This window comes from Kitasatospora sp. NPDC004745, from assembly GCF_042873275.1.
Lineage (GTDB): Bacteria > Actinomycetota > Actinomycetes > Streptomycetales > Streptomycetaceae > Kitasatospora.
In genome coordinates this window covers 723,491-745,558 of the sequence record NZ_JBIALK010000001.1, presented here as the reverse complement: position 1 = coordinate 745,558, position 22,068 = coordinate 723,491, and the positions used below count along the sequence as shown (strand labels likewise).

The window sequence follows — 22,068 nt, the reverse complement described above, 5'->3', positions numbered from 1 at the left end:
CCAGGACCGACCCTAACCAGCGACCGCAGACGGAGCAGAGCGGGGGGCTCACCAGTTGACCCAGGACGTCCAGTTCAGCGCGGAGGCCAACCCCTTCGCGGCGGCGGAGCAGGTCTGCGCGACCCTCGGCACACTCACCGACGCCCTCTTCGACGAGCACACCACCCGCCACCCGGCGGGCTCCCTGAGCGCCCTGCGCCCGGCCGAACACCCCGCCGCCGAGGCACTGTTCGGGCTCCCGCTGGCCCCCAACGGCCCGGTGCACGCGGCCCTGGACGGGCTCGGCACGGTGATCACCGCGGGCACCGGCCGCCCCGGCACGGGCGCCCGGGTCGCCGAGCGGGTGACCACCGCGCTGCACCACCGCTACGGCGGCGGCGCCGTGCGCGGAGCGATCGCCGACCGCGGCACCACCTCGGCCGCGCTCTTCCAACTGCCCGTCACCGGCGAGTTCGCCGACCCCAAGCTGCGGCCGCCGTTCGCCCCGGCCCTGGCCGCGCTCGCGGCCGGGCAGCAGACCCGCCAACCGGTCGAACTGGCCACCGGCGCCGGCGCCGAGGTGCGCCTGGTGGTCCCGCCCGGCTTCCACCCCCTGACCTCCCCGGGCGGCCCCGCCGGGGTCTCGGCCCGTACGGTGCCCGCGCCGACGGGTGCGGCGGCCGGCGACGACCCGGCCACCGTCGCGGCGGCCGAGGAGCTGACGACGCACCTGGCCGAGGTCGCCGAGGAGCTGTTCAGCGGTGGCGGCGCGCAGCCGCGCCGCGACTTCGCGGTCATCGCGGCCACCCTCGTCGACCTCGTCCACGACGCGGGCGCCGTCTACGCGGGCGTCTGCGCCCTGGAGGTCGAAGACCGCGCCTCCGAGGCCGCCCTCGTCGTCTCGCTCGCCCGGCACCCTCAGCCGATCACCGCGCTCGCCACCGAACTGGCCACCGTCCGTCGGCACGCCGAGGTGTGGACCGTCCTGCTGCCGGCCGGACCGGCCGCCGTCCTGGTCGAGGGGCGGACCGCGCCGGTGCCCGGGCCGCTGGCCGGCGACGGGCAGCGGCGCTGGGTGGTCACCTCGGCGGTGGAGGCCTTCGTCCCGCTGCCGGACGGCGGCACCGTGCTCTGCGTCCAGCTGTCCACCGCGCAGCCGGAGGACTGGGAGCTGTACACGGAGGCGTTCGCGGAGCTGCTGAAGAGCGTGCAGTTCGGCTGGGACGGGGAACCAGCCCGGACCTCCGCCGGCACCCCCGCGGCCGCCCCCGACGCCGCCGCTGCGGTTGCGGCTGCCGCCGCCGACCCCGTCGTGACGGAACCCGAGCAGGCGCCGGTGGGCGGGCGCGGCACGCCGGTGCTGGTCCCGCCCGCGGACTTCGACCCCTTCGCGCCGGTCGCGGACGCACCGGTGGCCGACGCCGAACCGCAGGAGCGGGCTCCGCGGAAGGGCACGCCGGTCATGATCCCGCCGCCGGACTTCGACCCCTTCTCACCCGAAGCCGTCGCCTCCCTGCTGAACGACACCCCCGCCCCGGTCGCGGCCGCCCCGGCCACCGACCCGTTCGGCACCGTGACGGCGGAACGCTCGGACCCGTTCGGGACGACGCTCGCGCCGCAGGGCGCGGCCGTCCCGCCGCCGCCCTCCGCGCCACCGACCGTGCCCGCCCCGGCGGCCCCTGCGGCCCCGGCGGCGGAGGCGCCCCGCAAGGGGACCCCGGTGATGATCCCGCCGCCGGACTTCGACCCCTTCTCCCCCGAAGCCGTCGCCTCCCTGCTGAACGACACCCCGGCAGCCGACCCCTCGGCGAGCACCCCGGAGACCAGCCCCTTCGGCTGAGCCCGAGCATCCGGGGAGCGGCGAACAGATAACAGATGACAGCGAACAGATAACAGATTTCGAAATCTGTTATCTGTTCGCTGTCATCTGTTATCTGTTCGCAGCCGGCTGCCGACGGCCACCTGCCACCCCTCAGCCGTTCGCCGCCCCGGCCCGGCGCTCGATCACCGCGCCGATCCCGTCGAGCATCCGCCCCATCCCGAACTCGAAGAGCGCATCCAACCCCAGGTCGACCTCCGGCCCCCGGGTGAGCTCGTCGAACATCGGGAAGCGCTCCGGGTCCGCCAACAGCTGATCGTGGTCCTCCCCCTCCAGCCGGTCCATCCACTCGTCCGCCGACATCCCGCTGTCCTGCTCGGCCTGCGCCTCCCGCTCGAAGTGGACGGCGAGCCCACAGACGAAGGCCGCCAGCGCGACGGAAGCCTGGGCCGCCTCCTCGACACTCAGTCCGAGCCCCGCCAGGGCGGCCAGCGACCGCTCGGTGTGCACGGCCGCGTCGGGCGCCAGCACCGGCCGGGTGAACGACATCGTCGAGGCCAGCCAGGGGTGGCGCCGGTAGATGCTCCACTGCAGCCGCGCGACCTCCTCCAGCCCCTCCCGCCAGCCTCCGGGCAGCCGGTCCGGCAGCGGCTGCTCACGGAAGGCCTCGTCCATCATCAGCCGCAACAGGTCGTCCTTGCCGGGCACATGACGGTAGAGCGACATCGTCGCGGCGCCGAGTTCGGTCGCGACCCGGCGCATCGACAGCGCCGCGAGGCCCTCCGCGTCGGCCACCCGGACGGCCGCCGCGACGATCCGCGCCCGGGTGAGGTCCCGCTCGCCACCACCCCGGGCCCGCCGCGCCCCGACGCCCGCACCGCCGCCTGCGGCGCCCCGCCCGGCCTCCCCCTCGGCCCCCTCGGCCCCCTCGGACTGCCGCCCTGCCGCCCGCGACGCGGACGAAGCACCACCCGGCCCGACCACCACCGTCCCCACCCCGGGAACGGCCCGGACCAGGCCCTCCTCCCGCAACCGGGTGAGCACCCTGGTCGCGGTGGCCATCGCCACGCCCCACTCCCGGGTGATCCGCCGGGTCGAGGGCACCCGCGCCCCCGGCGCCAGCTCCCCGCAGGCGATCCGCCGCCGCAGTTCCGCCGCGATCCGCTCCGACGGCGTCCCGCCCTCCACCACGCCCACCACTCCTCCGCCCTACCCGCCCGGCCCGGCTCCACGCCGCACCGCACACCCGACACCCGACACCGCACACCGCACACCGCACACCGCACACCGCACACCGCACTAGTGCACCAGCCCGTCCGAGGCTAGCACCCACCCACCCCACCCAACTGGTACAGACCTATTGCGAGTTGGCGACCGGCTCCCTACCCTCGGGAGCACAGGACCCTCCGCGCACCCCGACGGCCCGAGGCTCCGTCCCGGCCGCCCCCAGGCCGGGCTCCCGCACGCACCTGCCACCTCCCCACAGGTATCGGGGCATCCGGGCCCCTCCGGCCGCCCCGGGACAGGAGCCACTCCATGCGCAGACGTCGGATCAGACTGCCGCTGCTCGCGGCCGGAACCCTGCTCGTCCCGATGCTCGCCGTCGCCCTCCCCCAGGCGTCCGCGAGCGCCGCCGGCTCGGCCACCGCCACCCTCACCAAGGGCAGCGACTGGGGCAGCGGCTACGAGGGCTCGTACACGATCACCAACGGCACCAGCGCCCCGCTGAACGGCTGGACGCTGGAGTTCGACCTGCCCGCGAACAACACCGTGGCCTCGCTCTGGAACGCGACGTACACCACCGCGGCCTCGCACGTGACGGTGAAGAACCCCGGCTGGGCGAGCCCGATCCAGCCCGGCGGCACCTACGGCCTGGGCTTCAACATCGCCTACTCGGGCAGCTACCAGCCCCTGCTGAACTGCAAGTTGAACGGCAAGCCGTGCGACGGCGGCGGAAACGACCAGACCCCGCCGAGCACTCCGGGCGGCCTCCGCTCGACCTCCGTGACGCAGACCTCGGTCGGGCTGGCCTGGGCGGCCAGCACCGACGACGTGGGCGTCACCGGCTACGACGTCTTCCAGAACGGCGCCAGGGTGGCCACCACCGACGGGTCCACCACCGCCGTCACCGTCAACGGCCTGACCGCCAACACCGCTTACCAGTTCACCGTGCAGGCCTTCGACGCCGCCGGCAACCGTTCGGCGGCCGCCGGCCCGGTCAGCGTCACGACCCAGCCGACCACACCGGACAACCAGCCGCCGACCACCCCCGGCACCCCGACCGTCACCGGCTCCGACTCCAGCAGCATCTCGCTGAGCTGGGCGGCGAGCACCGACAACGTGGGCGTGGTGGCGTACGACGTCTACGCCGGCACCGCCCTCGCCGTGACCGTCACCGGCACCAGCGCGACGGTGGGCAACCTGGCGCCGAACACCTCGTACACCTTCACGGTGAAGGCCCGCGACGCGGCCGGCAACGTCTCACCCGCCTCCGGCCCGGTCACCGCCGCGACCAAGCCGGGCGGCGGCACCCCGGGCGGCGCGCTGAAGATCGGCTACTTCAGCCAGTGGAGCATCTACGCCCGCGGCTACAGCGTGAAGCAGCTGGACACCTCCGGCTCGGCGGGCCGGCTCACCACGCTGAACTACGCCTTCGCCAACATCCACCCGACCACCAAGCAGTGCTTCATCACCAACAAGGCGGCCGGCAACGACTCCGACCCGAACGCGGGCGACGGCGCCGGTGACGCCTGGGCCGACTTCGGCAAGGGCTGGGACGCGGGCAACTCGGTGGCCGGGACGACCGACACCTGGGACCAGAAGCTGGCCGGCAACTTCAACCAGCTCAAGCAGCTCAAGGCGAAGTACCCGAACCTGAAGATCCAGATCTCGCTGGGCGGCTGGTCCTACAGCAAGTGGTTCTCGGACGCGGCGAGTTCCGACGCCTCCCGCAAGGCGCTGGTCAGCTCCTGCATCGACATGTACCTCAAGGGCAACCTGCCGGTGATCGACGGCCGCGGCGGTCCGGGCAGCGCGGCCGGCATCTTCGACGGCATCGACCTCGACTGGGAGTGGCCGAACTCCGACGGGCACACCGGCAACATCTTCCGGCCCGAGGACAAGGCCGACTACACGCTGCTGGCCCAGGAGTTTCGCCGCCAGCTGGACGCGCTGGGCGCCACCACCGGCAAGCACTACACGCTGAGCGCCTTCCTCCCCGCCGACCCGGCGAAGATCGCCGCCGGCATCGACGTCCCGGGCCTGTTCGGCGCGTTCGACTTCGCCACCATCCAGGGCTACGACTACCACGGCGCCTGGGAGATGACGACCAATCAGCAGTCCGCGCTGAAGGTCGCGGCCGGCGACCCGAGCACCCCGGACCGCCGCTTCAGCTCCGAGATCGCCATCAACGCCTACGTCAACGGGGGCGCCCCGAAGAGCAAGCTGACACTGGGCATCCCGTTCTACGGCCGCGGCTGGACGGGCGTGCCGCGCGGCAGCACCAACGGCCTGTTCCAGAGCGCGACCGGCCCCGCGCCGGGCAGCTACGAGAACGGCTTCGAGGACTACCACAAGCTCAAGGACATGGCCACGAGCGGCGGTTACACCCTCTACCGGGATCCGGTGGCCGGCTTCGCCTACATCTACAACGGCACCGTGCTCTACACCTACGACGACCCGACCGAGATCGCCCGCAAGACCGCCTGGATCAAGGCGCAGGGGCTGGCCGGCGCCATGGTGTGGTCCTTCGACGGCGACACCGCCGGCGGGGAGCTGATGGCCGCGGTGGACAACGGCCTCAAGTAGCGCCCGCCGCGGCGCGGCGCGCGGTCAGCCCGCGCGCCGCGCCAGGTGGACGACGTCCGGCACGCCCCGGCTGACCGGGATCTCCAGGGTCGCGACGCCGGAGAAGCCGGCTGCGCGCAGCGCCTCCTCGAACGCCGCGGAGGGCTGCGCGCTCCACACCGCCAGGACCCCGCCCGGCTGCAGCCGGTGCCAGAGCACCGCGAGGCCGTCCGCGCCGTACAGTCCGGCGTTGGAGTCGGTGACGGTCCAGTCCGGGCCGTTGTCGATGTCCAGGCAGAGCGCGTCGTAGCGCTCGCCGTCGGCCGCGGCCAGGTACTCCAGCAGGTCGGCGTGGAGCACCCGGACCCGCTCGTCCTGCAGCGCGCCGGCGGAGAAGGCGCCGAGGGGCCCGCTCCGGTGCCAGTCGATGACGGCGTTCTCGCGCTCGACGACGGCGATCCGCCCCCAGCGCGGTTCGGCCGCCGCGTGGGCCAGCGAGAAGCCGACCCCGAGGCCGCCGATCAGGACGGACGGCCGCCCGGCGGTGGCGCCGTCGGCGGTGCGGTCCAGTTCGTCCAGCGCCGCCTGGATCAGCAGCCGCTCGGAGCGGCCGTCGGCGGTGTCCATCAGGAAGCACCCGTTGGCGATGATCTCGAAGTGCCGTCCGCGGCGGCGCAGCACCACCTCTCCGAACGGGCCCTCCCGCCGGTCGACGGTGCTGACGGCCTCGCGAGCGTCCCGTTCGGGCAGTGCGGTGGACATACGTCTTCCTCAGCGGACTCGGGTGCAGGAGCGTCCCGGCGGACGAGTACCCGCCCGACAATAGCCGAGTCCGCCGCCCCACCCGTCAGGTCGTGATCAGCACCCCCGCGTACGAGACGCCGGCGACGACCACCCAGGAGCCGAGCCCGAGCAGGGCGATCCGGCCGCCGGTGCGGGCCATCGTCGGCAGGTGCACGGCGCTGCCGAGACCGAACAACGCGGCGGCCAGCAGCAGCTCCTGGGCGTCCCCGGCCAGGGTGAGGGCGTGCTCCGGCAGCACCCCGGTGGTCCGCAGGACGATCATCGCGAGGAAGCCGGCCACGAACAGCGGGACGATCGGCGGGCGCTTCGCACCCATGGCCGTTTTGTTACCGGTATGTCCACCGATGCCCGCCTCGTCCCGCCCGGACGGTTCGTCCTGCCCGTCCCGCCCGGCCGCCGGCGAGCCCCAGCGGGACCGGCGCCGCACCGCGACGGCCACCCCGGCCACGAGCGGCGCCAGCAGCACCACGCGCATCAGCTTGACCAGGACGGCCTCCCGCAGGGCGCCCGCCCCGCCGGTCTGGGCGGTCGCGACGACCTGCCCGACGTCGTGGACGCTCGCGCCGACCCACCGCCCGAACTCCAGCTCCCCGAGCCCGAGCGGCTGCTGGAGCAGCGGCAGCACGGCGATCGCCAGCGTCCCGCACAGGGTGACCAGGGCCACCGAGGCGGCGACGTCCTCCTCCTCGCTGCCGGCCGCCTGGCTGACCGCGCCGATCGCCGAGGCCCCGCAGATCGAGTACCCGGTGGCGACGAGCAGCGGCTGGTCGCCGGGCAGTCCGAGGCGGCGGCCCAGCCACATCGTGCCGGCGAAGGTGGCCGCGACCACCGCGAGCACCATCGCGACGGTGGCCCAGCCGAGGCCGAGCACGTCGTCGAGGCTGAGCTTGAGTCCGAGCAGCACGATGCCGAGCCGCATCAGCCGCTTCCCGGCCGTGGACAGTCCGGGCCGGGCCACCCCGCGCACCACCGGGCGCAGCCCGGGCAGGTGTGCGGCGGCCATGCCGAGCACGACGGCGGCGGTGAGCTTGGGCACCGCGGGCACGGCCGCGTGGACGGCCAGCGCGGCGGCCACTCCGGCGGCGGCGAGCAGCAGCCCGGGGGCGTCGCCGCCGAGCGGGGGGAGCGAGCGGGTGCGGGTGGCCCGCTCCCTGATGGTCAGCGCCACGCCGGCCTCACTGCTGCTCGTCGGCGGGCAGCCGGTAGACGCGCCGGATGCTGGTGCCGAGCCGCGAGACGTCCGCGCCGTACACGTGGATGGAGATGGCGGTGGTGCTACAGGCGTTGCGGACCAGGTGGATGTCGCCGGGCGGGGCGAAGGCGGCGACGGTGCCGGCCGGGCCGGCGACGTGCTCGGTCTCGACGAGCCGGGCGGTGCGGCCGTCGGAGACCAGCCGGTAGCGGGTCTCGCTCTCCTGGCCGCGGTGGACGCCGGCCACGCACCAGGAGACGTGGTCGTGGATCGGGGTCTGCTGGCCGGGCAGCCAGACCAGGGCGACGACGGAGAAGCTGCCGTCCTCCTCGGCGTGCAGGACGTGCTGGCGGTAGCGCTCGGGGTCGCCCTCGGTCTGCTCCGGGGTCAGCAGCGCGTCGGGCCCGTGGGGGTCGGCGTGCAGGTGCGGGGCGAGGCGTTCACCGACCAGGTAGGCGGTGAGCTCCGGAGGCAGGCCGCGGTCGACGACGGCACGGATCTCGCCGATCAGGGCGGTCATCCGCTCGGTGAGGTGGTCGCTGCCGACCGTGGCTGAGGGTGTCATGGCAGCAGGTTCGACCGAACCCACCTATCACGTCCAACGAGGGTTCTTAAGCTCTCCCCCAACTCCAGCTTATGGAATCGGTCGCCCTCAGCACCCCACCCGGCTCGCCGCCGCCTGCCGCAGGTGGTCGAGCACCAGCCCGGTGGCCGGGATCCGCCGGTGCTCGCGCAGCACGTACGCGCTCACCTGCCGCCGCAGGTGCGGCTCGACGGCCCGCCCGGTGACCTTGCGGTGGCACATGAAGGAGAGCACCAGCGCCGGCATCAGCGCGATGCCGACGCCCGCGGCGACCAGGCTCTGCACCGCCAGGTTGTCGTCCGTCGAGAAGACGATGTCCGGTGCGAAGCCCTCCTCCGCGCAGACGTGCAGCAGGTTGGCCCGGCAGCGCGGGCACCCGGCGATCCAGCGCTCGCCGTCGAGGTCGGAGAGCCGGACGGCGTGCCGGCGGCCGAGCGGGTGCCCGACCGGCAGCAGCACGGTGAGCAGGTCCTCCATCAGCGGGATCTCGTCGACCCCGTCCGGCACCTCGGTCGCGGCGCCCGGGTAGCGGAAGGCCAGGGCGATGTCGCACTCCCCGCGCAGCAGGCGCTGGACGGACTCCGGCGGCTCGGCCTCCAGCAGTTCGACCCGGACTCCGGGGTGCTCGGCGAGCAGCCGGGCCATAGCCTCCGGTATCAGGGTGGCGTTCGCGCTGGGGAAGGCACAGACCCGCACCCGGCCGGCGCGCAGCCGGGCGAGGGCGGCGAGCTGCTGCTGGGCGGCGGAGAGGCTGCCGAGGATCAGTTCGGAGTGCCGGGACAGCGCCTCACCGGCCTCGGTGAGCCGCAGTCCGCGCCCGGCCCGGGTGAACAGCGGGACGCCGACGGTGCGTTCGAGCGCCTTCATCTGCTGGGTGATGGCGGGCTGGGTGTAGCCGAGCTCGCGCGCGGCGGCCGAGTAGGAGCCCGCTCTGACGACCTCGTGGAACGTCCTGATGTGCCGCGAGTCGAACACCGGCTCCATGGGCCCTCCGTCGGGTCGTCGTCCAGCCTCCGCAATCATAAGAGGAAATTGGAGACGCCCGGCCGATCCCCACCCGCACCTATGGTTCCGCGGAGAACCAGGTCCCTCACTGCTGCACGGAGGGCGGCAGACCCATCGCCACCTCGGCCTTGGCCACCGGTGCGCCGCCCCGGGCGCTCGGGCTGCGCCGGCTGCGGCGCTCGACCCAGCGGGCGAACCAGGAGAGCAGCAGGCACATGCCGATGTAGACCGGTGCGATCACCATCACCACCGGGATGAACGGCAGGTCGTAGTCGAGGTTGGTGGCGATCAGCTTGCCGGCGTGCAGGAACTCCTCGTAGGTGATCAGGAAGCCCAGCGAGGTGTCCTTGAGCGCGACCACCAGCTGGCTGATGATGGCCGGCAGCATCGCCCGGTTGGCCTGGGGCACCAGCACGTAGGCCATCACCTGGGTCTTGCGCATGCCGAGCGCGAAGGCCGCCTCCCGCTGCCCCCTGGGCACGGCGAGCACCCCGGCCCGGAGCACCTCGGCCAGCACCGAGCCGTTGTACAGCACCAGCCCGGTCACCAGCGCCCACAGCGGCGGGGCCTTGAGCGCCACGAAGACGAAGAAGATCATCACCAGCAGCGGCATGGCCCGGAAGAACTCCACCACCAGCGTGCAGACCCAGCGCACCGGCCGGTGGTCGGACAGCCGGCCGGCGGCGAACAGCGCGCCGAAGGGCAGTGCCAGGAGCACCGTCCAGCCGAAGGCCTTGAGGGTGTTGCCGAGGCCGCGCAGCAGCAGCTCCTGGACACCCCGGTACTGGAAGGCCGTCCACTTCTCGTACGTGAACTGCTGCGTGTGGAAGAGCATGTAGACGATCCAGCCGATCAGCGCCGCGATCAGCAGCAGCGCGATCCCCCCGTACAGCCGGTGCCGGGCGAGCGCCCTGGGGCCGGGGACGTCGTACAGCGCGGAGGATTCGACCGTCATCGCGACACCGCCACCCGTCGTTCCAGCAGGTTGAAGACGAGGCTGACGGCCAGCGTGATGATCAGGTAGCCGACGGCGATCCAGACGAAGGTCCAGACGATGCCGTAGCCGAGCTCGTTGATGGTCCGGTAGGTGCCGAGCAGCTCGGTGACGCTGAACGAACCGGCGATCGCCGTGTTCTTCGCGAGCGCGATCATCACACTGCCGATCGGGGCGACCACCGACCGGTACGCCTGCGGGAGCACCACCAGGCCCATGGTCTGCCCGAAGCCCATCCCCAGGCTGCGCGCCGCCTCCCCCTGCCCGGTCGGCACCGTGTTGATGCCCGCGCGCATCGCCTCGCAGACGAAGGCCGAGGTGTAGCAGCCGAGCGCGGCCACCGCGAAGGTGAAGAACGGCAGCGTGATGTCGAAGCGCGGCAGACCCAGCACCACGATGAAGAAGAGCAGGGTGAGCGGCGTGTTGCGCAGCAGCGTCACCCACACCGCCCCGAACACCCGCAGCGGCCTGACCGGCGAGACCCGGAAGCCCGCGATCAGCACGCCCAGCACCAGCGACACCGCGGCGCTCACGAGGAAGAGCTGCAGCGTGCCGAGGAAGCCCTCCCAGTAGGTCGACCAGTTGTCGATCAGCGTTTTCACGGCGCGGCCCTCTCAGTACCGGTCGATCGGCGGCGGGGTCGGCGCCGGCACCCCGGACAGGCCCAGGGTGGCGTCGTAGGCCTTCCGCCAGTCGCCGTTCTGCTCGTGGCGGGCCAGCGCGTCGTCGAGCGCGTACCGCAGCGCGGTGTCGCCCTTCGGCGTGCCGATCCCGTACGGCTCCCGGGAGAACGGCCGGCCGACGACCTTGAGCTCGTCCGGCACCTTGGCGGCGTAGCCCATCAGGATCGTGTCGTCGGTGGTGACGGCGTCGACCTGGCCGGTGATCAGGTTGTCCACGCAGGCCGAGTAGGTGTCGTAGCCGATCAGCCGCGCCTGCGGGTACTGCGACTGGATCCGCTGGTACGGCGTCGAGCCGGCCGCCGAGCAGACCTTCCGGCCGTTCAGGTCCTCCGGGCCGTGGATCCTGTCGTCGTTCCGGCGCACCAGCAGCGACTGCCCGGCCAGGTAGTAGGGCCCGGCGAAGCCGACCAGCTTCTTCCGGTTGTCGTTGATGGTGTAGGTGCCGACGTAGTAGTCGACCTGCCCGTTCTGCAGCGCGGTCTCGCGGTTGGCGGAGGCGATGGTCCGGAACTGGATCCGGTCCGGCGCGAAGCCGAGGTCGGCGCCGACCATCTTGGCGATCTCGATGTCGAAGCCGGAGTACTCGCCGGTGGCCGGGTTCTTCGAGCCCAGGTACGGCTGGTCCTCCTTGGCGCCGACCACCAGGTGGCCGCGGGCACGGGCGGCGTCCAGCGTCGGCGAGCCGGTGACGGCGGCGGCGTCCTGCACGGGGTAGCCGGGCAGCGCACTGGCCTGCGGGCCCTTGGGCGGCGGGGTCCCCGGCTTGCCGCAGCCGGCCGCGGCGGCGGTCAGGAGGGCGGTCAGGAGGGCGGCGGCGAGCCTGGTCTTCCTCGTCACGGCGCCGCCTCAGTGCTTGAGGATCTTGGACAGGAAGTCCCGGGCGCGCTCGCTCTCCGGAGCGCCGAAGAAGTCCTCCGGGGTGCGGTCCTCGACGATCCGCCCGTCGGCCATGAAGACCACCCGGTTGGCGGAGGCCCGGGCGAAGCCCATCTCGTGGGTGACCACGACCATCGTCATGCCCTCGTGGGCGAGCTGGCGCATGACGTCCAGCACCTCGTTGATCATCTCGGGGTCGAGCGCGGAGGTCGGCTCGTCGAAGAGCAGCGCCTTCGGGTCCATCGCCAGGGCCCGGGCGATCGCCACCCGCTGCTGCTGGCCGCCGGACAGCTGGGCCGGGTACTTGGCGGCCTGCGCCTCCAGTCCGACCCGCTCCAACAGCGCGCGGGACCTCGTGTCCGCCTCCGTCCTGGACCGCCCGCGCACCTTGACCTGGGCGAGCGAGACGTTCTGCAGCACCGTCTTGTGCGCGAACAGGTTGAAGGACTGGAACACCATGCCGACCTCGGCCCGCAGCCGGGCGAGGCCCTTGCCCTCCTCGGGCAGCGGCTCGCCGTCGATCAGGATGGTGCCCGCCTCGATCGGCTCCAGGCGGTTGATCGCCCGGCAGAGCGTGGACTTGCCGGAGCCGGACGGCCCGATGACCACCACGACCTCGCCGCGGCCGACGGTCAGCTCGATGTCCTGCAGCACGTGCAGGTCCCCGAAGTGCTTGTTGACGCCGCGCACCTCGATCAGCGGTGCGAAGCCCGCGGGTCCCGCCGGGTCCGGACCGGGTCCGGTGATCACCGGTCGCGACGCCCCTTCAGCAGCCAGCCCAGCGCCGCACCGGCGACCAGGGTGGCCAGGAGCGCGATCCACAGCGGTGCGGTGACGGTGAAGACCCAGAACTGGATCTGCACCCGGTCGAGGTTGGCGAACAGGAACCACACCGCGAGGACGACGATGACGCCGATCCCGATGTAGCGGGTGGGGACCCCACCGATCTCGCTGCGCTTGGAGGACGATCCGTCCGAAATCTTGGTCACCGGAGCAGTCTGCGGGCGCCGGTGCCGATTTGCCCGGCTACGCGCCCTTGCGGGTCGGCGAGTAACCCGTACGGGGCAATCCCGCCCCGTACGGGTTTACCGCGCCGCCGCTACCGTTCGTCCCGCCAGGAGCGCCACAGCGCCGCGTACGGGCCGCCGGCCGCCACCAGCTCCGGATGGCTGCCGTACTCGCTGATCCGGCCGCCCTCGACCACCGCGATCACGTCCGCGTCGTGCGCGGTGTGCAGCCGGTGCGCGATGGCGATCACCGTGCGGCCCTCCAGCACCCGGGCGAGCGAGCGCTCCAGGTGCCGGGCGGCCCGCGGGTCAAGCAGCGAGGTGGCCTCGTCCAGCACCAGGGTGTGCGGATCGGCCAGCACCAGCCGGGCCAGGGCCAGCTGCTGCGCCTGCGGCGGGGTCAGCGCGGTGCCTCCGGAGCCGACCTCGGTGTCCAGGCCCTCGGGCAGCGCGTCCACCCAGGCGCCGGCGTCCACCGCGTCCAGCGCGGCCCGCAGCTCGGTGTCCCTCGCCCGCGGCGCGGCCAACTGCAGGTTGTCCCGCAGGGTGCCGACGAAGACGTGGTGCTCCTGGTTCACCAGGGCGACCTCCGCCCGGACCCGCTCGGCGGGCATCCGCGACAGCGCGGCCCCGCCCAGCGTCACACTGCCGCGCCCGGGGGCGTAGATCCCGGCCAGCAGCCGCCCGAGGGTGGACTTGCCGGCGCCGGACGGCCCGACCAGCGCGACCCGGCTGCCGGGGGCCACGTCCAGGCTGATGCCGTGCAGGACGTCGGCGCCCTCGCGGTAACCGAAGCGGACGTCCCGGGCCTCCACCCGGCGCCCGTCCGGACGGGCCGACTCGTCGCCCTCGTGCGGCTGCACTTCGCGGACGCCGACCAGCCGGGCCAGCGAGGCCTGCCCGATCTGCAGCTCGTCGTACCAGCGCAGGATCAGGTCGACCGGGCCGGTCAGCATCTGCGCGTAGAGCACCCCGGTGGTCAACTGGCCGACGGTGATCCAGCCCTGGAGGGTGAACAGGCCGCCGAGCACCAGGGTCGCCAGCACCGCCGAGGCGTACACCGCGTCGATGGTCGGGAACCAGAGCGTCCGCAGCCACAGCGTGTAGCGCTCCCAGGCCAGCCACTCGCGCAGCTTGCGGTCCGTCAGGGCGATCCGCTGCTCCCCCAGGCGCAGCGCCTCCACCGTCCGCCCGGCGTCCACCGTCTCGGCCAGCACGGTGTTCACCGCGGCGTACCCGGCCGACTCGTTGCGGTAGGACTGCGGTGCGCGCCGGAAGTACCAGCGGGAGCTGGCCAGCAGCAGCGGCAGCCCGACCAGGGAGGTGAGGGCCAGCAGCGGGGAGGTGACCAGCAGGGCCCCGAGCACCAGGAGCAGCGAGACGACGGCGACGGCGAGCTCGGGCACGGCCTCGCGCACCGACTTGTCCAGCCGGTCGACGTCGGTGGTGCCGCGGGAGACCAGGTCACCCGTGCCGGCCCGCTCCAGCACGCCGGTGGGCAGCGCGACGGAACGGACCAGGAAGTCCTCGCGCAGGTCGGCCAGCACCCGCTCGCCGAGGACCGCGCCGCGCAGCCGGGACCAGCCGGTGAAGGCGGACTGCACCACCAGCGCCAGCAGGTACCAGGCGACCGCGGTGGCGACGGCGGCCCCGGCGGTGTCGGTGGCCAGCGACTCGACCAGGGCGCCGAGCACCCAGGGCCCGACCAGCCCGGCCAGGGTGGCCACCGAGTGCAGGCCGACCACCGCGGAGAAGCCGCGGCGGTGGCGCCGGGCGAGCAGCCGCAGGTACTCGCGGACGGCGGCCGGGGAGCCGACCGGCAGCGTGGTGGCCGGCCCCTGCTCCTGCTGGACGGGGGGCTTCATGACGCGCTCCTCAAGGGTTGGTCCGATCGAACGGACGGCTCGACACGGTCGGCCCGGTGACCGCGGTCGCCACGGTCCCCGGCGGCGGGACGGGCGGAACGGGCAGGGCAGGCAGGACGGCGGGCACGGGCGGGCCGCCCCGAAGAGCCGGACGGCCCGGCGCCCGGGCGGCTCATACCGGCTCCTCCAGCTCCGCCGTCGCGACCCGGCCGCCCGTCGCGGCCCGGCCGCCCTCCCCGCCCCGGGTGCCCTCCGCGGCGCGCCCCGCCCCGGCGGCCCCGGCGGCCCCGCGCCCACCGGCCCCGGCCGGGGCCCGCACCGGTTCCTCGTCGCGGGTGACCACGGCGCGGTAGGCCGGCTCGGTGCGCATCAGTTCGCGGTGCCGCCCGGCCGCGACGGCCCGGCCGTCCCGGACCAGCACCACCCGGTCCGCCTGGTCGAGCAGCAGCGGGCTGGTCGCGAACACCACGGTGGTGCGGCCCGCCCGGGTCTCCCGCAGTCCGCTGGCGATCCTGGACTCGGTGTGGGCGTCCACCGCGCTGGTGGGCTCGTCCAGGACGAGGACCGGCGGGTCGGCCAGCAGGGCGCGGGCCAGCGCCAGCCGCTGGCGCTGGCCTCCCGACAGCGAGCGCCCGCGCTCGGTGATCCGGGCCCGCAGCGGGTCCCCCGCGCAGTCCGGCGAGCCGTCCACCAGGGCGTCCAGCACGTCGTCCGAGCGGGTGGCCGCGAGCGCCTCGGCCACCGGGACCCGGCCGGACGACGGGATGTCGAACAGCCCGGCCAGTGTGCCGGAGAGCAGCACCGGCTCCTTGTCGTGGACCAGCACCGCGGCCCTGGCCTCGGCCAGCGGCACCGCGTCCAGGTCCGTCCCGCCGAGCCGGACGGAGGGCGGCTGCGGCTCGCCCTCGGCCACCGGGACGTGCCCGCCGAGCCGTTCTGCGAGCGCCCCGGCGAAGTCCGGGTCCCCGCAGACGACGGCGGTCAGCTCACCGGCCCGCGCGCTCAGACCGGTCTCCGGGTCGAACAGGTCGCAGTCCCCGGGCCGGTCCAACGCCGCCTCGGCCGTGCCGGTGGTGCGGCTGAGCGAGAGCACCCGGACGGCCCTCCCGGCGGAGACCCGGGCGACGCTCCAGGCGTGCGCGGCCTCGCCCAGGATGCGCAGCGGCGCGGCCAGGAAGGCGGTGGCCCCGTACACCGCGATCAGGGTGCCGACGGCGAGTTCGCCGGCGGCCGCCTGCCGGGCGCCGTACCAGGTGACCCCGACCACGAACAGGCCGGGGAGCAGCACCTGCTGCGCCTGCATCAACGACCACAGCCGGGCCGAGCGGACGGCCGCGGCCCGGACCTTCTGGGAGGCCGCCCGGTACCGTTCGAGGAACAGTTCCTCGCCGCCGATGCCGCGCAGCACCCGCAGCCCCGCCACCGTGTCGGCGGCCAGCTCGGTGGCCTTGCCGCCCAGCGTGCGCTGCTGCTCGTACCGCCGCTCGAAGGGGCCGATCAGCGGCCAGACGGCGGCCGCGAGCACCGGGACCCCGAGCAGCACCCCGAGGCCGAGCACCGGTTCGGCGACCAGCACGGCCGTGCTGACGGCCAGCCAGACGATCACCGCGGCCCGCACCCGGGCGACGAGCTCGACGTACCAGCCGATCCGCTCGACGTCCCCGCTGCCGACCGCGACGACCTCGCCGGTGGCGATCCGGCGGGACAGCCCGGCCCCGAGGTGCGAGGCCTGCCGGGCCACCAGCTGCCGCACCTGGCAGGCGGCGTGGATCCAGTTCCAGACCGCCTGGCGGTGCAGCAGCACGGTGCCGAGCACGGAGACGACGGAGAGCAGCACGGCGAGCGCGCCGGCCCGCCAGATCCCGGCGGCGTCGGCGTCGACGGCGGCCTGCACGCCCCACCCGAGCGGCACCGGCAGCGCGGCCTGGCCGCCCATCTCCAGCAGCGCCCAGCAGGTGGAGAGCACCTGCCCGCGCCGCTGGCCGCGCTGGAGCCAGCGCAGGAAGGCCAGGGGTGAGGAGAGGTCGGGACTGCCGGGGTCGGCCAGCGGCAGGGGGGTGAGCAGCATGACGCTCCGATGCGGGAGGGTGCGAGCGAGGTGCGGGAGGGCGCGCGGGAGGGCGCGCGGGCAGGGCGATGCGCCCTGCGAGGGCGGGTGCGGACGGATAGGGGCGGACGGGCGCGGCCGACGGACCGGGCGCGGGACGCACAGCACCGGGAGCCGGACCGGCCCGCCGGGAGGCGCCGGGGACGGCGACCTCACCGCGCCCGGAGCGGGCGCCGCGGGCGGGGAGCACGGGTCACGCGTACCGACCGGTCGAACCGGCCGAGCGGACGGACGGGGGTGGGGGCACGAAGGGCCCGGATCTCAGGAGGCCATGTCAGCGAGCGTGCCAACCGCGATGTGATCCGCGCAACAGGTTTTCCGCCCGTCGGCCCGCGGTTCCGGGCCCCGGCGGCCGCGGGCCGGCGCAGGATTCGCCCGATTGGCGGGAACAATCCCGTCCGAACGCCAGTTGCCCCCTTCTGGAAACACACGGACGACCAGGAGGGCACCCCTTCCCGTGAGCAACATCCCCAGCGTCACCCTGAACGACGGCGCCCAGATCCCGCAGCTCGGCTTCGGCGTGTGGCAGGTCCCGGACGGCGAGGCCACCGCCGCCGTCCGCAGTGCGATCGAGGCGGGCTACCGCTCCATCGACACCGCCGCCATCTACGAGAACGAGGACGGCACCGGCAAGGCGATCGCCGAGGCGCTGGCCGGCGGCGTCGCCCGCGAGGACCTCTACATCACCACCAAGCTCTGGAACTCGGGCACCCGGGACTGGTCCGGCGAGCAGGGCCGCGACGCCGTCCTGCGCGAGTTCGACGCCTCGCTGGCCAAGCTCGGCCTCGACTACCTCGACCTCTACCTGATCCACTGGCCGCGGCCGATGCACGGCAGCTACGCCAACGTCTGGAAGGCCCTCGAGCAGCTGAAGGCGGACGGCCGGGTCCGGTCGGTCGGCGTCTCCAACTTCGGCACCGAGCAGCTCACCCGCCTGCTGGACGAGAGCCCGGTCGTGCCGGTGCTCAACCAGGTCGAGCTGCACCCGTACTTCCCGCAGACCGAGCTGCGGGAGTTCCACGCGAAGCACGGCATCGCCACCGAGGCCTGGAGCCCGCTGGGCCAGGGCAAGGAGCTGCTCGCCGAGCCGGCGCTGGTGGAGATCGCCGGGAAGCACGGCCGCACGGTCGCCCAGGTGGTGCTCCGCTGGCACCTGCAGAGCGGCGTGATCGCGATCCCGAAGTCGGTCACCCCCTCCCGGATCCGGGAGAACCTGGACGTGGCCGGCTTCGAGCTGGACGCCGCCGACCTCGCCGCGATCGCCGCCGTCGCCACCGGCAAGCGGATCGGTCCGGACCCGCAGGAGTTCGACTGGAACTGACGGCACCCGCCGTCCGACCACTACGACGGGCCCGCCACGTCGAAAGACCGCCCTCCCCGGCAGGGGCGGGCGGTCCTCGTCGTGTCACGGTCCGCCGGATCCGGCCGCCTGGGTCCCCTCGGCAGGCCGGTCGTGCGGTCCGTCGTGCGATCGGTCGTGCAGGTGGTCCTGCGATCGGCCGTGCGGTCGCGGGTCACTCGGCACCCGGCGATCCGGGTCCTCGTTTCCCCGTGCTCCGCGGTCACCGCGTTCCCCGGTCACCGTCCTGCCCGGTCACCGTTCTCCGGCGACCGCGCTCTTCGGCGACCGCGTTCCGCGGTACGTGAGCCGCTCAGTACGTTGGCGAATCGTTTTGGCTGGAGCTCGAAGAAGGACGGCTAGAGCCTGGCCGCCTTGGCGATGAGCGCCAGGGCCGGCGCGTGCTCGCCCTCGTCCAGCGGGGCCAGCAGCAGTCGCTGCACCTCGCCGACGCCGGCCGCCGAACGGTGCAGCAGGTCCTGACCGGCCGGCGAGAGCGACAGCAGGTTGCGGCGGCCGTCCGAGGGGTCGCGCCGACGCTGCACCAGGCCGCGGCGCACCAGTCGGCTCACCATCTCGGCCATCGTGGCCTTGTCGAGCGAGGCCAGCTCGCCGACCGTGCGCTGGTCGGCGCCCGGCTCCAGCTCCAGCGCGTCCAGCACCGCGTACTGCGGCGCCGTCAGCTCCGCTCCGACGTGCTCCGACCAGAGCTTGGTGTGCACCTGCTGGCTCACCCTGATCAGGTAGCCGATCGCCCGCTGGGCGTCCAGTATCGGCCGCGCGTCCGAGAAGACGGCGACCGCGGCGGGCTCCAGCCTGGCTATCTTGGCCATCACCCGCACGATCTCGACCTGCTCCTCCGCCGTCAGCGGCTCGAACAGGGTGCGCTGCACGCGGACCACACCACCGGTGGCCTCGCGCACCGCCTGGGCGCCGCCCTGCGAGAGGGCCAGCAGCTTGCGCCGGCCGTCGGCCGGGTCTCGCCTCCTCAGCACCAGGCCGCGGCGGACCAGCCGCGCGACCATCTCGGCCATCGTGGCCTTGTCCAACGAGGCCCGCTCGCCGACCGTGCGCTGGTCGGCGCCCGGCTCGAGGGCCAGGACCAGCAGGACCGCGAACTGCGGAGCCGTGAGATCGGCTCCGACATGCTCCGACCACAGCCGGGTGTGAACCTGCTGTGCAACGCGAATCAGGTGCCCGGGCGACTGCTGCAGTCGCGCGGACACGCGGGTCGTCGGGATCTCCCCCAGCACCATGTATCCGTCCCGATGTCACACCCGGTGTGTGTGGGACACCCGGGTGGGGCAGTAACGGCGAGTGGGCGTCCAGCTATGAGGGAGGGCGCTCCAGCCGTGCAGCCGGTGGCTGCTGGCGGACACTATACAAACGGCGGGCCCTTGCTGGCAGGCAGGGGCGGATAGTAGACGCAGGTTCGGCAACATTGGCATATTTACGCGCCCGCCACGCCCTCTCGGTAACCCGTTCTCAGTAGAAAGCCGACCGGTCGGTCCTTACCGACCGTCACCTGCGGCTCTCCGGCCCTGGCCGCCCTCCCTACTCACCGGTAGGGTGTGGCCACCCTCCCGGGGCGCTCCCCGCGGAGGCCTTCCCGAGAGAGACGAGAGCGAGCATGACCGAGCAGAGCACCGCCACCCGGGTCGCCGTCGTCACCGGCGCCGCGCGCGGCCTGGGCGCCGCCACCGCCGAGCGCCTGGCCGCCGACGGCTACGCCGTGGCCGTCCTCGACCTGGACGAGGCCGCCGGCAAGGACACCGTCGACCGGATCACCGCGGCCGGCGGCCGGGCCCTGGCCGTCGGCGCCGACGTCTCGGACGCCGCGCAGGTGCAGGCCGCCGTCGACCGCGTGGTCGCCGAGCTCGGCGCCCCGGTCGTCCTGGTCAACAACGCGGGCGTACTCCGCGACAACCTGCTCTTCAAGATGTCCGAGTCCGACTGGGACACGGTCATGAACGTCCACCTCCGCGGCGCCTTCCTGATGACCCGCGCGGTGCAGAAGCACATGGTGGACGCCGGCTTCGGCCGGATCGTCAACCTGTCCTCCTCTTCCGCACAGGGCAACCGCGGCCAGGCGAACTACTCGGCCGCCAAGGCGGGGCTTCAGGGCTTCACCAAGACTTTGGCCATCGAGCTCGGGAAGTTCGGCATCACCGCCAACGCCGTCGCCCCCGGCTTCATCGCCACTGACATGACCGCGGCCACCGCGGCCCGGGTCGGCATGGACTTCGAGGACTTCAAGCGGGCCGCGGCCTCGCAGATCCCGGTCCAGCGGGTCGGTCTGCCTGAGGACGTGGCCCACACCATCTCGTTCCTGGCGAGCGAGGGCGCCGGCTTCGTCTCCGGCCAGGTCGTCTACGTCGCCGGCGGCCCCCTCGACTGAGCACTGAACCTACACAGGGTTACCACGGAGTGGGAAGCCGGACCGGCCGGCCTCCCGCTCCGCTTTTCTTTACCGGGGCTTTTGCTGAATCATTCGAACACCACACGGACATTCGATATGAGAATCATTGAAATCACTCCCCGGGTGCGATCACGGACCTCCGATTGTCGATTTCTCGGGTAAATGACAATAACCCCCGGAATGGGCTCGGCCGGCTGGGTAAGGTCACCCCCGTGCAAGCCCCGAGTACCCCCGCGCCCCGTCCGGACCAGGGGCCGGAGCAGCTCACCGCCCACCCGGACCTGCGCCGCCGGACGGACCGCGACGAGCCCGGCTGGCCGCCGATGGGCCGCCGGCAGGCCGCCCTCCTGGCCGCCACCTGCGGCGCCTACCTGCTGGTCCTGGCCGGTGTCCTGCTCAACACCGCCCTGGTCGACCTCGACTGGGACGTGCGCCTGTTCCGCCCCTACGCGCACTGGCCCAGCCTGGAACCGCTGCTCGACACCTGGGTGGTCGCCGGCCAGCGCGGCCCCTCCGCCGTCGCCGCCTTCGCCTGGCTCGCCTGGCGCGCCCACCGGCTGGGGCGGCTGCGCCCGCTGCTGGTGATGGCCGTCGCCCTGCTCCTGCTGAACGTCACGGTCGGCGCGGTCAAGATCGTCACCGGCCGGCTGGGCCCGCACTACGCCCAGTACGTCGGCTCGCCCGAGCTGTTCTCCGGCGGCACCATCTTCCCGTCCGGTCACACCGCGAACGCCGTCGTCACCTGGGGCGTGCTCGCCTACCTCGCGGTCCGCTGGCGGCGCACCGGCGCCGTGCTCGCCGCGGCCACCGCCTGCTCGATCGGCCTGACCACGGTCTACCTCGGCACCCACTGGGTCACCGACGTCCTGGCCGGCTGGGCCGCCGGACTACTGGTGCTGCTCTCGCTGCCCCTGGCGGAACCCCTGGTGACCGCCGCCGAACGACGGCTCGCCCGGCGCCGGGGCGGCCGGCCCCACCCGGCGGTCAGCCTTCCCAGCTGCGCTCGACCAGACCGTCGCGCACCGCGAGGTTGAGCCGCCCCTCGCGGTGGTCCATGGTCGTCATCGCCCCGGGTTCGAGCACCCGGACCGACGCCCAGCCGTGCCGCCGGGCCAGTTCCCTGGCCCGCTCGATCCGCAGGCCCGCGTAGCCCTCGGCGTCCGTGCCCGCCGTGTCCGACCCCGTCATCACGCCTCCCCGTTCCCCCCTCGGACGTACGCTGGAATCGTAGCCCGCACCCACGCGGTCCGGAGGTGAAAGGGCATGCGCACCACCATCACCACGCCCCGGCGGCGCTGGCGCAGCGGCACCGAACCGTCCACCGCCCGCAGCGACCTCAAGCTCCGCTACCTGCTCTCGCTCACCTTCACTCCGCTGTTCGCGCTGGCCACGGTGGGCTTCGCGGTCTGGGCGGCGGCCTCCCCCGCCTACGGCGCCCCCAGCCGGGGGACGCTCACCGGCTTCGCCATCGCCTGCGGGCTGCTCACCCTGTTCGCCGCCGTCGATCTCGTGGTGGTCATCCGGCGACGCCGGACCGAGCTCTGACGCGGTGTCTCCCACGGAGTGGGAAGTCGGCCCGCCCGACTTCCCACTCCGCGCACCTCGCCCGC

Annotated in this window: 20 protein-coding genes; 6 read left to right on the top strand and 14 right to left on the bottom strand. The window is 73.6% G+C overall.

The window, feature by feature from the left end:
• Positions 1-55 precede the first annotated feature (55 nt).
• Positions 56-1,819 carry a hypothetical protein gene (locus ACFYUY_RS03295; protein WP_387897425.1) on the top strand — a complete coding sequence of 588 codons (1,764 nt, stop codon included), beginning with the start codon at positions 56-58 and terminating at the stop codon, positions 1,817-1,819.
• A 132-nt stretch (positions 1,820-1,951) separates the two neighbouring features.
• On the opposite strand, the gene ACFYUY_RS03290 is transcribed toward ACFYUY_RS03295, so the two are convergent.
• Complete coding sequence (locus tag ACFYUY_RS03290) at positions 1,952-2,989, bottom strand: TetR/AcrR family transcriptional regulator C-terminal domain-containing protein (protein WP_387897422.1); 1,038 nt, start codon at positions 2,987-2,989, stop codon at positions 1,952-1,954.
• A gap of 345 nt (positions 2,990-3,334) precedes the next feature.
• Here ACFYUY_RS03290 and ACFYUY_RS03285 point away from each other — a divergent pair, with 345 nt between their 5' ends.
• The gene (locus ACFYUY_RS03285) at positions 3,335-5,605 is read left to right on the top strand and encodes a glycosyl hydrolase family 18 protein (RefSeq protein ID WP_387897419.1); all 2,271 of its coding nucleotides are present in this window, start codon (positions 3,335-3,337) and stop codon (positions 5,603-5,605) included.
• A gap of 24 nt (positions 5,606-5,629) precedes the next feature.
• Here ACFYUY_RS03285 and ACFYUY_RS03280 read toward each other — a convergent pair whose 3' ends face one another.
• From ACFYUY_RS03280 to ACFYUY_RS03230, 11 genes are all read right to left on the bottom strand, one after another.
• Positions 5,630-6,346, bottom strand: coding sequence for a spermidine synthase (locus tag ACFYUY_RS03280; RefSeq protein WP_360210752.1), 717 nt, complete (start codon positions 6,344-6,346; stop codon positions 5,630-5,632).
• An 85-nt stretch (positions 6,347-6,431) separates the two neighbouring features.
• On the bottom strand, positions 6,432-7,550 hold the full coding sequence (locus tag ACFYUY_RS03275) for a YeiH family protein (protein WP_387897520.1): 1,119 nt from the start codon (positions 7,548-7,550) through the stop codon (positions 6,432-6,434).
• Positions 7,551-7,563: 13 nt separating this feature from the next.
• Positions 7,564-8,145, bottom strand: coding sequence for a cysteine dioxygenase family protein (locus ACFYUY_RS03270; RefSeq protein WP_360210750.1), 582 nt, complete (start codon positions 8,143-8,145; stop codon positions 7,564-7,566).
• Positions 8,146-8,232: 87 nt separating this feature from the next.
• On the bottom strand, positions 8,233-9,138 hold the full coding sequence (locus ACFYUY_RS03265; protein ID WP_360210790.1) for a LysR family transcriptional regulator: 906 nt from the start codon (positions 9,136-9,138) through the stop codon (positions 8,233-8,235).
• A 115-nt stretch (positions 9,139-9,253) separates the two neighbouring features.
• The gene (locus tag ACFYUY_RS03260; protein WP_360210748.1) at positions 9,254-10,123 is read right to left on the bottom strand and encodes an amino acid ABC transporter permease; all 870 of its coding nucleotides are present in this window, start codon (positions 10,121-10,123) and stop codon (positions 9,254-9,256) included.
• Positions 10,120-10,764 (bottom strand): amino acid ABC transporter permease, encoded by a 645-nt coding sequence (locus ACFYUY_RS03255; protein WP_360210746.1) that lies wholly within the window; start codon positions 10,762-10,764, stop codon positions 10,120-10,122. The genes ACFYUY_RS03260 and ACFYUY_RS03255 overlap by 4 nt, the downstream gene beginning before the upstream one ends.
• Positions 10,765-10,776: 12 nt before the next feature.
• Positions 10,777-11,682, bottom strand: coding sequence for a glutamate ABC transporter substrate-binding protein (locus ACFYUY_RS03250; RefSeq protein ID WP_387897414.1), 906 nt, complete (start codon positions 11,680-11,682; stop codon positions 10,777-10,779).
• Between the two features lie 9 nt (positions 11,683-11,691).
• Positions 11,692-12,420, bottom strand: coding sequence for an amino acid ABC transporter ATP-binding protein (locus ACFYUY_RS03245; protein WP_360210788.1), 729 nt, complete (start codon positions 12,418-12,420; stop codon positions 11,692-11,694).
• A 47-nt stretch (positions 12,421-12,467) separates the two neighbouring features.
• Positions 12,468-12,710, bottom strand: a complete 243-nt coding sequence (locus ACFYUY_RS03240; RefSeq protein ID WP_360210742.1) for a LapA family protein — start codon at positions 12,708-12,710, stop codon at positions 12,468-12,470.
• A gap of 110 nt (positions 12,711-12,820) precedes the next feature.
• Positions 12,821-14,593: an ABC transporter ATP-binding protein gene (locus tag ACFYUY_RS03235; protein ID WP_360210740.1), complete on the bottom strand. Its 1,773-nt coding sequence runs from the start codon at positions 14,591-14,593 to the stop codon at positions 12,821-12,823.
• 172 nt (positions 14,594-14,765) lie between these two features.
• On the bottom strand, positions 14,766-16,661 hold the full coding sequence (locus ACFYUY_RS03230; protein ID WP_387897411.1) for an ABC transporter transmembrane domain-containing protein: 1,896 nt from the start codon (positions 16,659-16,661) through the stop codon (positions 14,766-14,768).
• Between the two features lie 496 nt (positions 16,662-17,157).
• On the opposite strand from ACFYUY_RS03230, the gene ACFYUY_RS03225 reads away from it, so the two are divergent.
• The gene (locus ACFYUY_RS03225; RefSeq protein ID WP_360210736.1) at positions 17,158-18,021 is read left to right on the top strand and encodes an aldo/keto reductase; all 864 of its coding nucleotides are present in this window, start codon (positions 17,158-17,160) and stop codon (positions 18,019-18,021) included.
• Positions 18,022-18,398: 377 nt separating this feature from the next.
• Here the strand turns inward: ACFYUY_RS03225 and ACFYUY_RS03220 are convergent, their stop codons facing one another.
• Positions 18,399-19,295: a MarR family winged helix-turn-helix transcriptional regulator gene (locus ACFYUY_RS03220; protein ID WP_387897408.1), complete on the bottom strand. Its 897-nt coding sequence runs from the start codon at positions 19,293-19,295 to the stop codon at positions 18,399-18,401.
• 374 nt (positions 19,296-19,669) lie between these two features.
• Here ACFYUY_RS03220 and fabG point away from each other — a divergent pair, with 374 nt between their 5' ends.
• Both fabG and ACFYUY_RS03210 read left to right on the top strand, forming a co-directional pair.
• Positions 19,670-20,437, top strand: a complete 768-nt coding sequence (gene fabG / locus ACFYUY_RS03215; protein WP_360210732.1) for a 3-oxoacyl-ACP reductase FabG — start codon at positions 19,670-19,672, stop codon at positions 20,435-20,437.
• A 233-nt stretch (positions 20,438-20,670) separates the two neighbouring features.
• Entirely contained in the window at positions 20,671-21,492 is an 822-nt protein-coding gene (locus ACFYUY_RS03210) for a phosphatase PAP2 family protein (RefSeq protein WP_387897405.1), read from the top strand.
• Here ACFYUY_RS03210 and ACFYUY_RS03205 read toward each other — a convergent pair.
• The gene (locus ACFYUY_RS03205; RefSeq protein WP_360210730.1) at positions 21,443-21,646 is read right to left on the bottom strand and encodes an I78 family peptidase inhibitor; all 204 of its coding nucleotides are present in this window, start codon (positions 21,644-21,646) and stop codon (positions 21,443-21,445) included. The genes ACFYUY_RS03210 and ACFYUY_RS03205 overlap by 50 nt on opposite strands.
• 75 nt (positions 21,647-21,721) lie before the next feature.
• Here ACFYUY_RS03205 and ACFYUY_RS03200 point away from each other — a divergent pair, with 75 nt between their 5' ends.
• Positions 21,722-22,003: a DUF6343 family protein gene (locus ACFYUY_RS03200; RefSeq protein ID WP_360210728.1), complete on the top strand. Its 282-nt coding sequence runs from the start codon at positions 21,722-21,724 to the stop codon at positions 22,001-22,003.
• Positions 22,004-22,068: the final 65 nt, after the last annotated feature.

Excerpts from the sequence above, each read along its gene's own strand:
- fabG (WP_360210732.1), top strand. The coding sequence starts at position 19,670 with ATGACCGAGCAGAGCACCGCCACCCGGGTCGCCGTCGTCACCGGCGCC.
- ACFYUY_RS03205 (WP_360210730.1), bottom strand. The coding sequence starts at position 21,646 with ATGACGGGGTCGGACACGGCGGGCACGGACGCCGAGGGCTACGCGGGC.
- ACFYUY_RS03270 (WP_360210750.1), bottom strand. The coding sequence starts at position 8,145 with ATGACACCCTCAGCCACGGTCGGCAGCGACCACCTCACCGAGCGGATG.
- ACFYUY_RS03235 (WP_360210740.1), bottom strand. The coding sequence starts at position 14,593 with ATGAAGCCCCCCGTCCAGCAGGAGCAGGGGCCGGCCACCACGCTGCCG.
- ACFYUY_RS03285 (WP_387897419.1), top strand. The coding sequence starts at position 3,335 with ATGCGCAGACGTCGGATCAGACTGCCGCTGCTCGCGGCCGGAACCCTG.
- ACFYUY_RS03230 (WP_387897411.1), bottom strand. The coding sequence starts at position 16,661 with ATGCTGCTCACCCCCCTGCCGCTGGCCGACCCCGGCAGTCCCGACCTC.
- ACFYUY_RS03260 (WP_360210748.1), bottom strand. The coding sequence starts at position 10,123 with ATGACGGTCGAATCCTCCGCGCTGTACGACGTCCCCGGCCCCAGGGCG.
- ACFYUY_RS03200 (WP_360210728.1), top strand. The coding sequence starts at position 21,722 with ATGCGCACCACCATCACCACGCCCCGGCGGCGCTGGCGCAGCGGCACC.
- ACFYUY_RS03220 (WP_387897408.1), bottom strand. The coding sequence starts at position 19,295 with ATGGTGCTGGGGGAGATCCCGACGACCCGCGTGTCCGCGCGACTGCAG.
- ACFYUY_RS03280 (WP_360210752.1), bottom strand. The coding sequence starts at position 6,346 with ATGTCCACCGCACTGCCCGAACGGGACGCTCGCGAGGCCGTCAGCACC.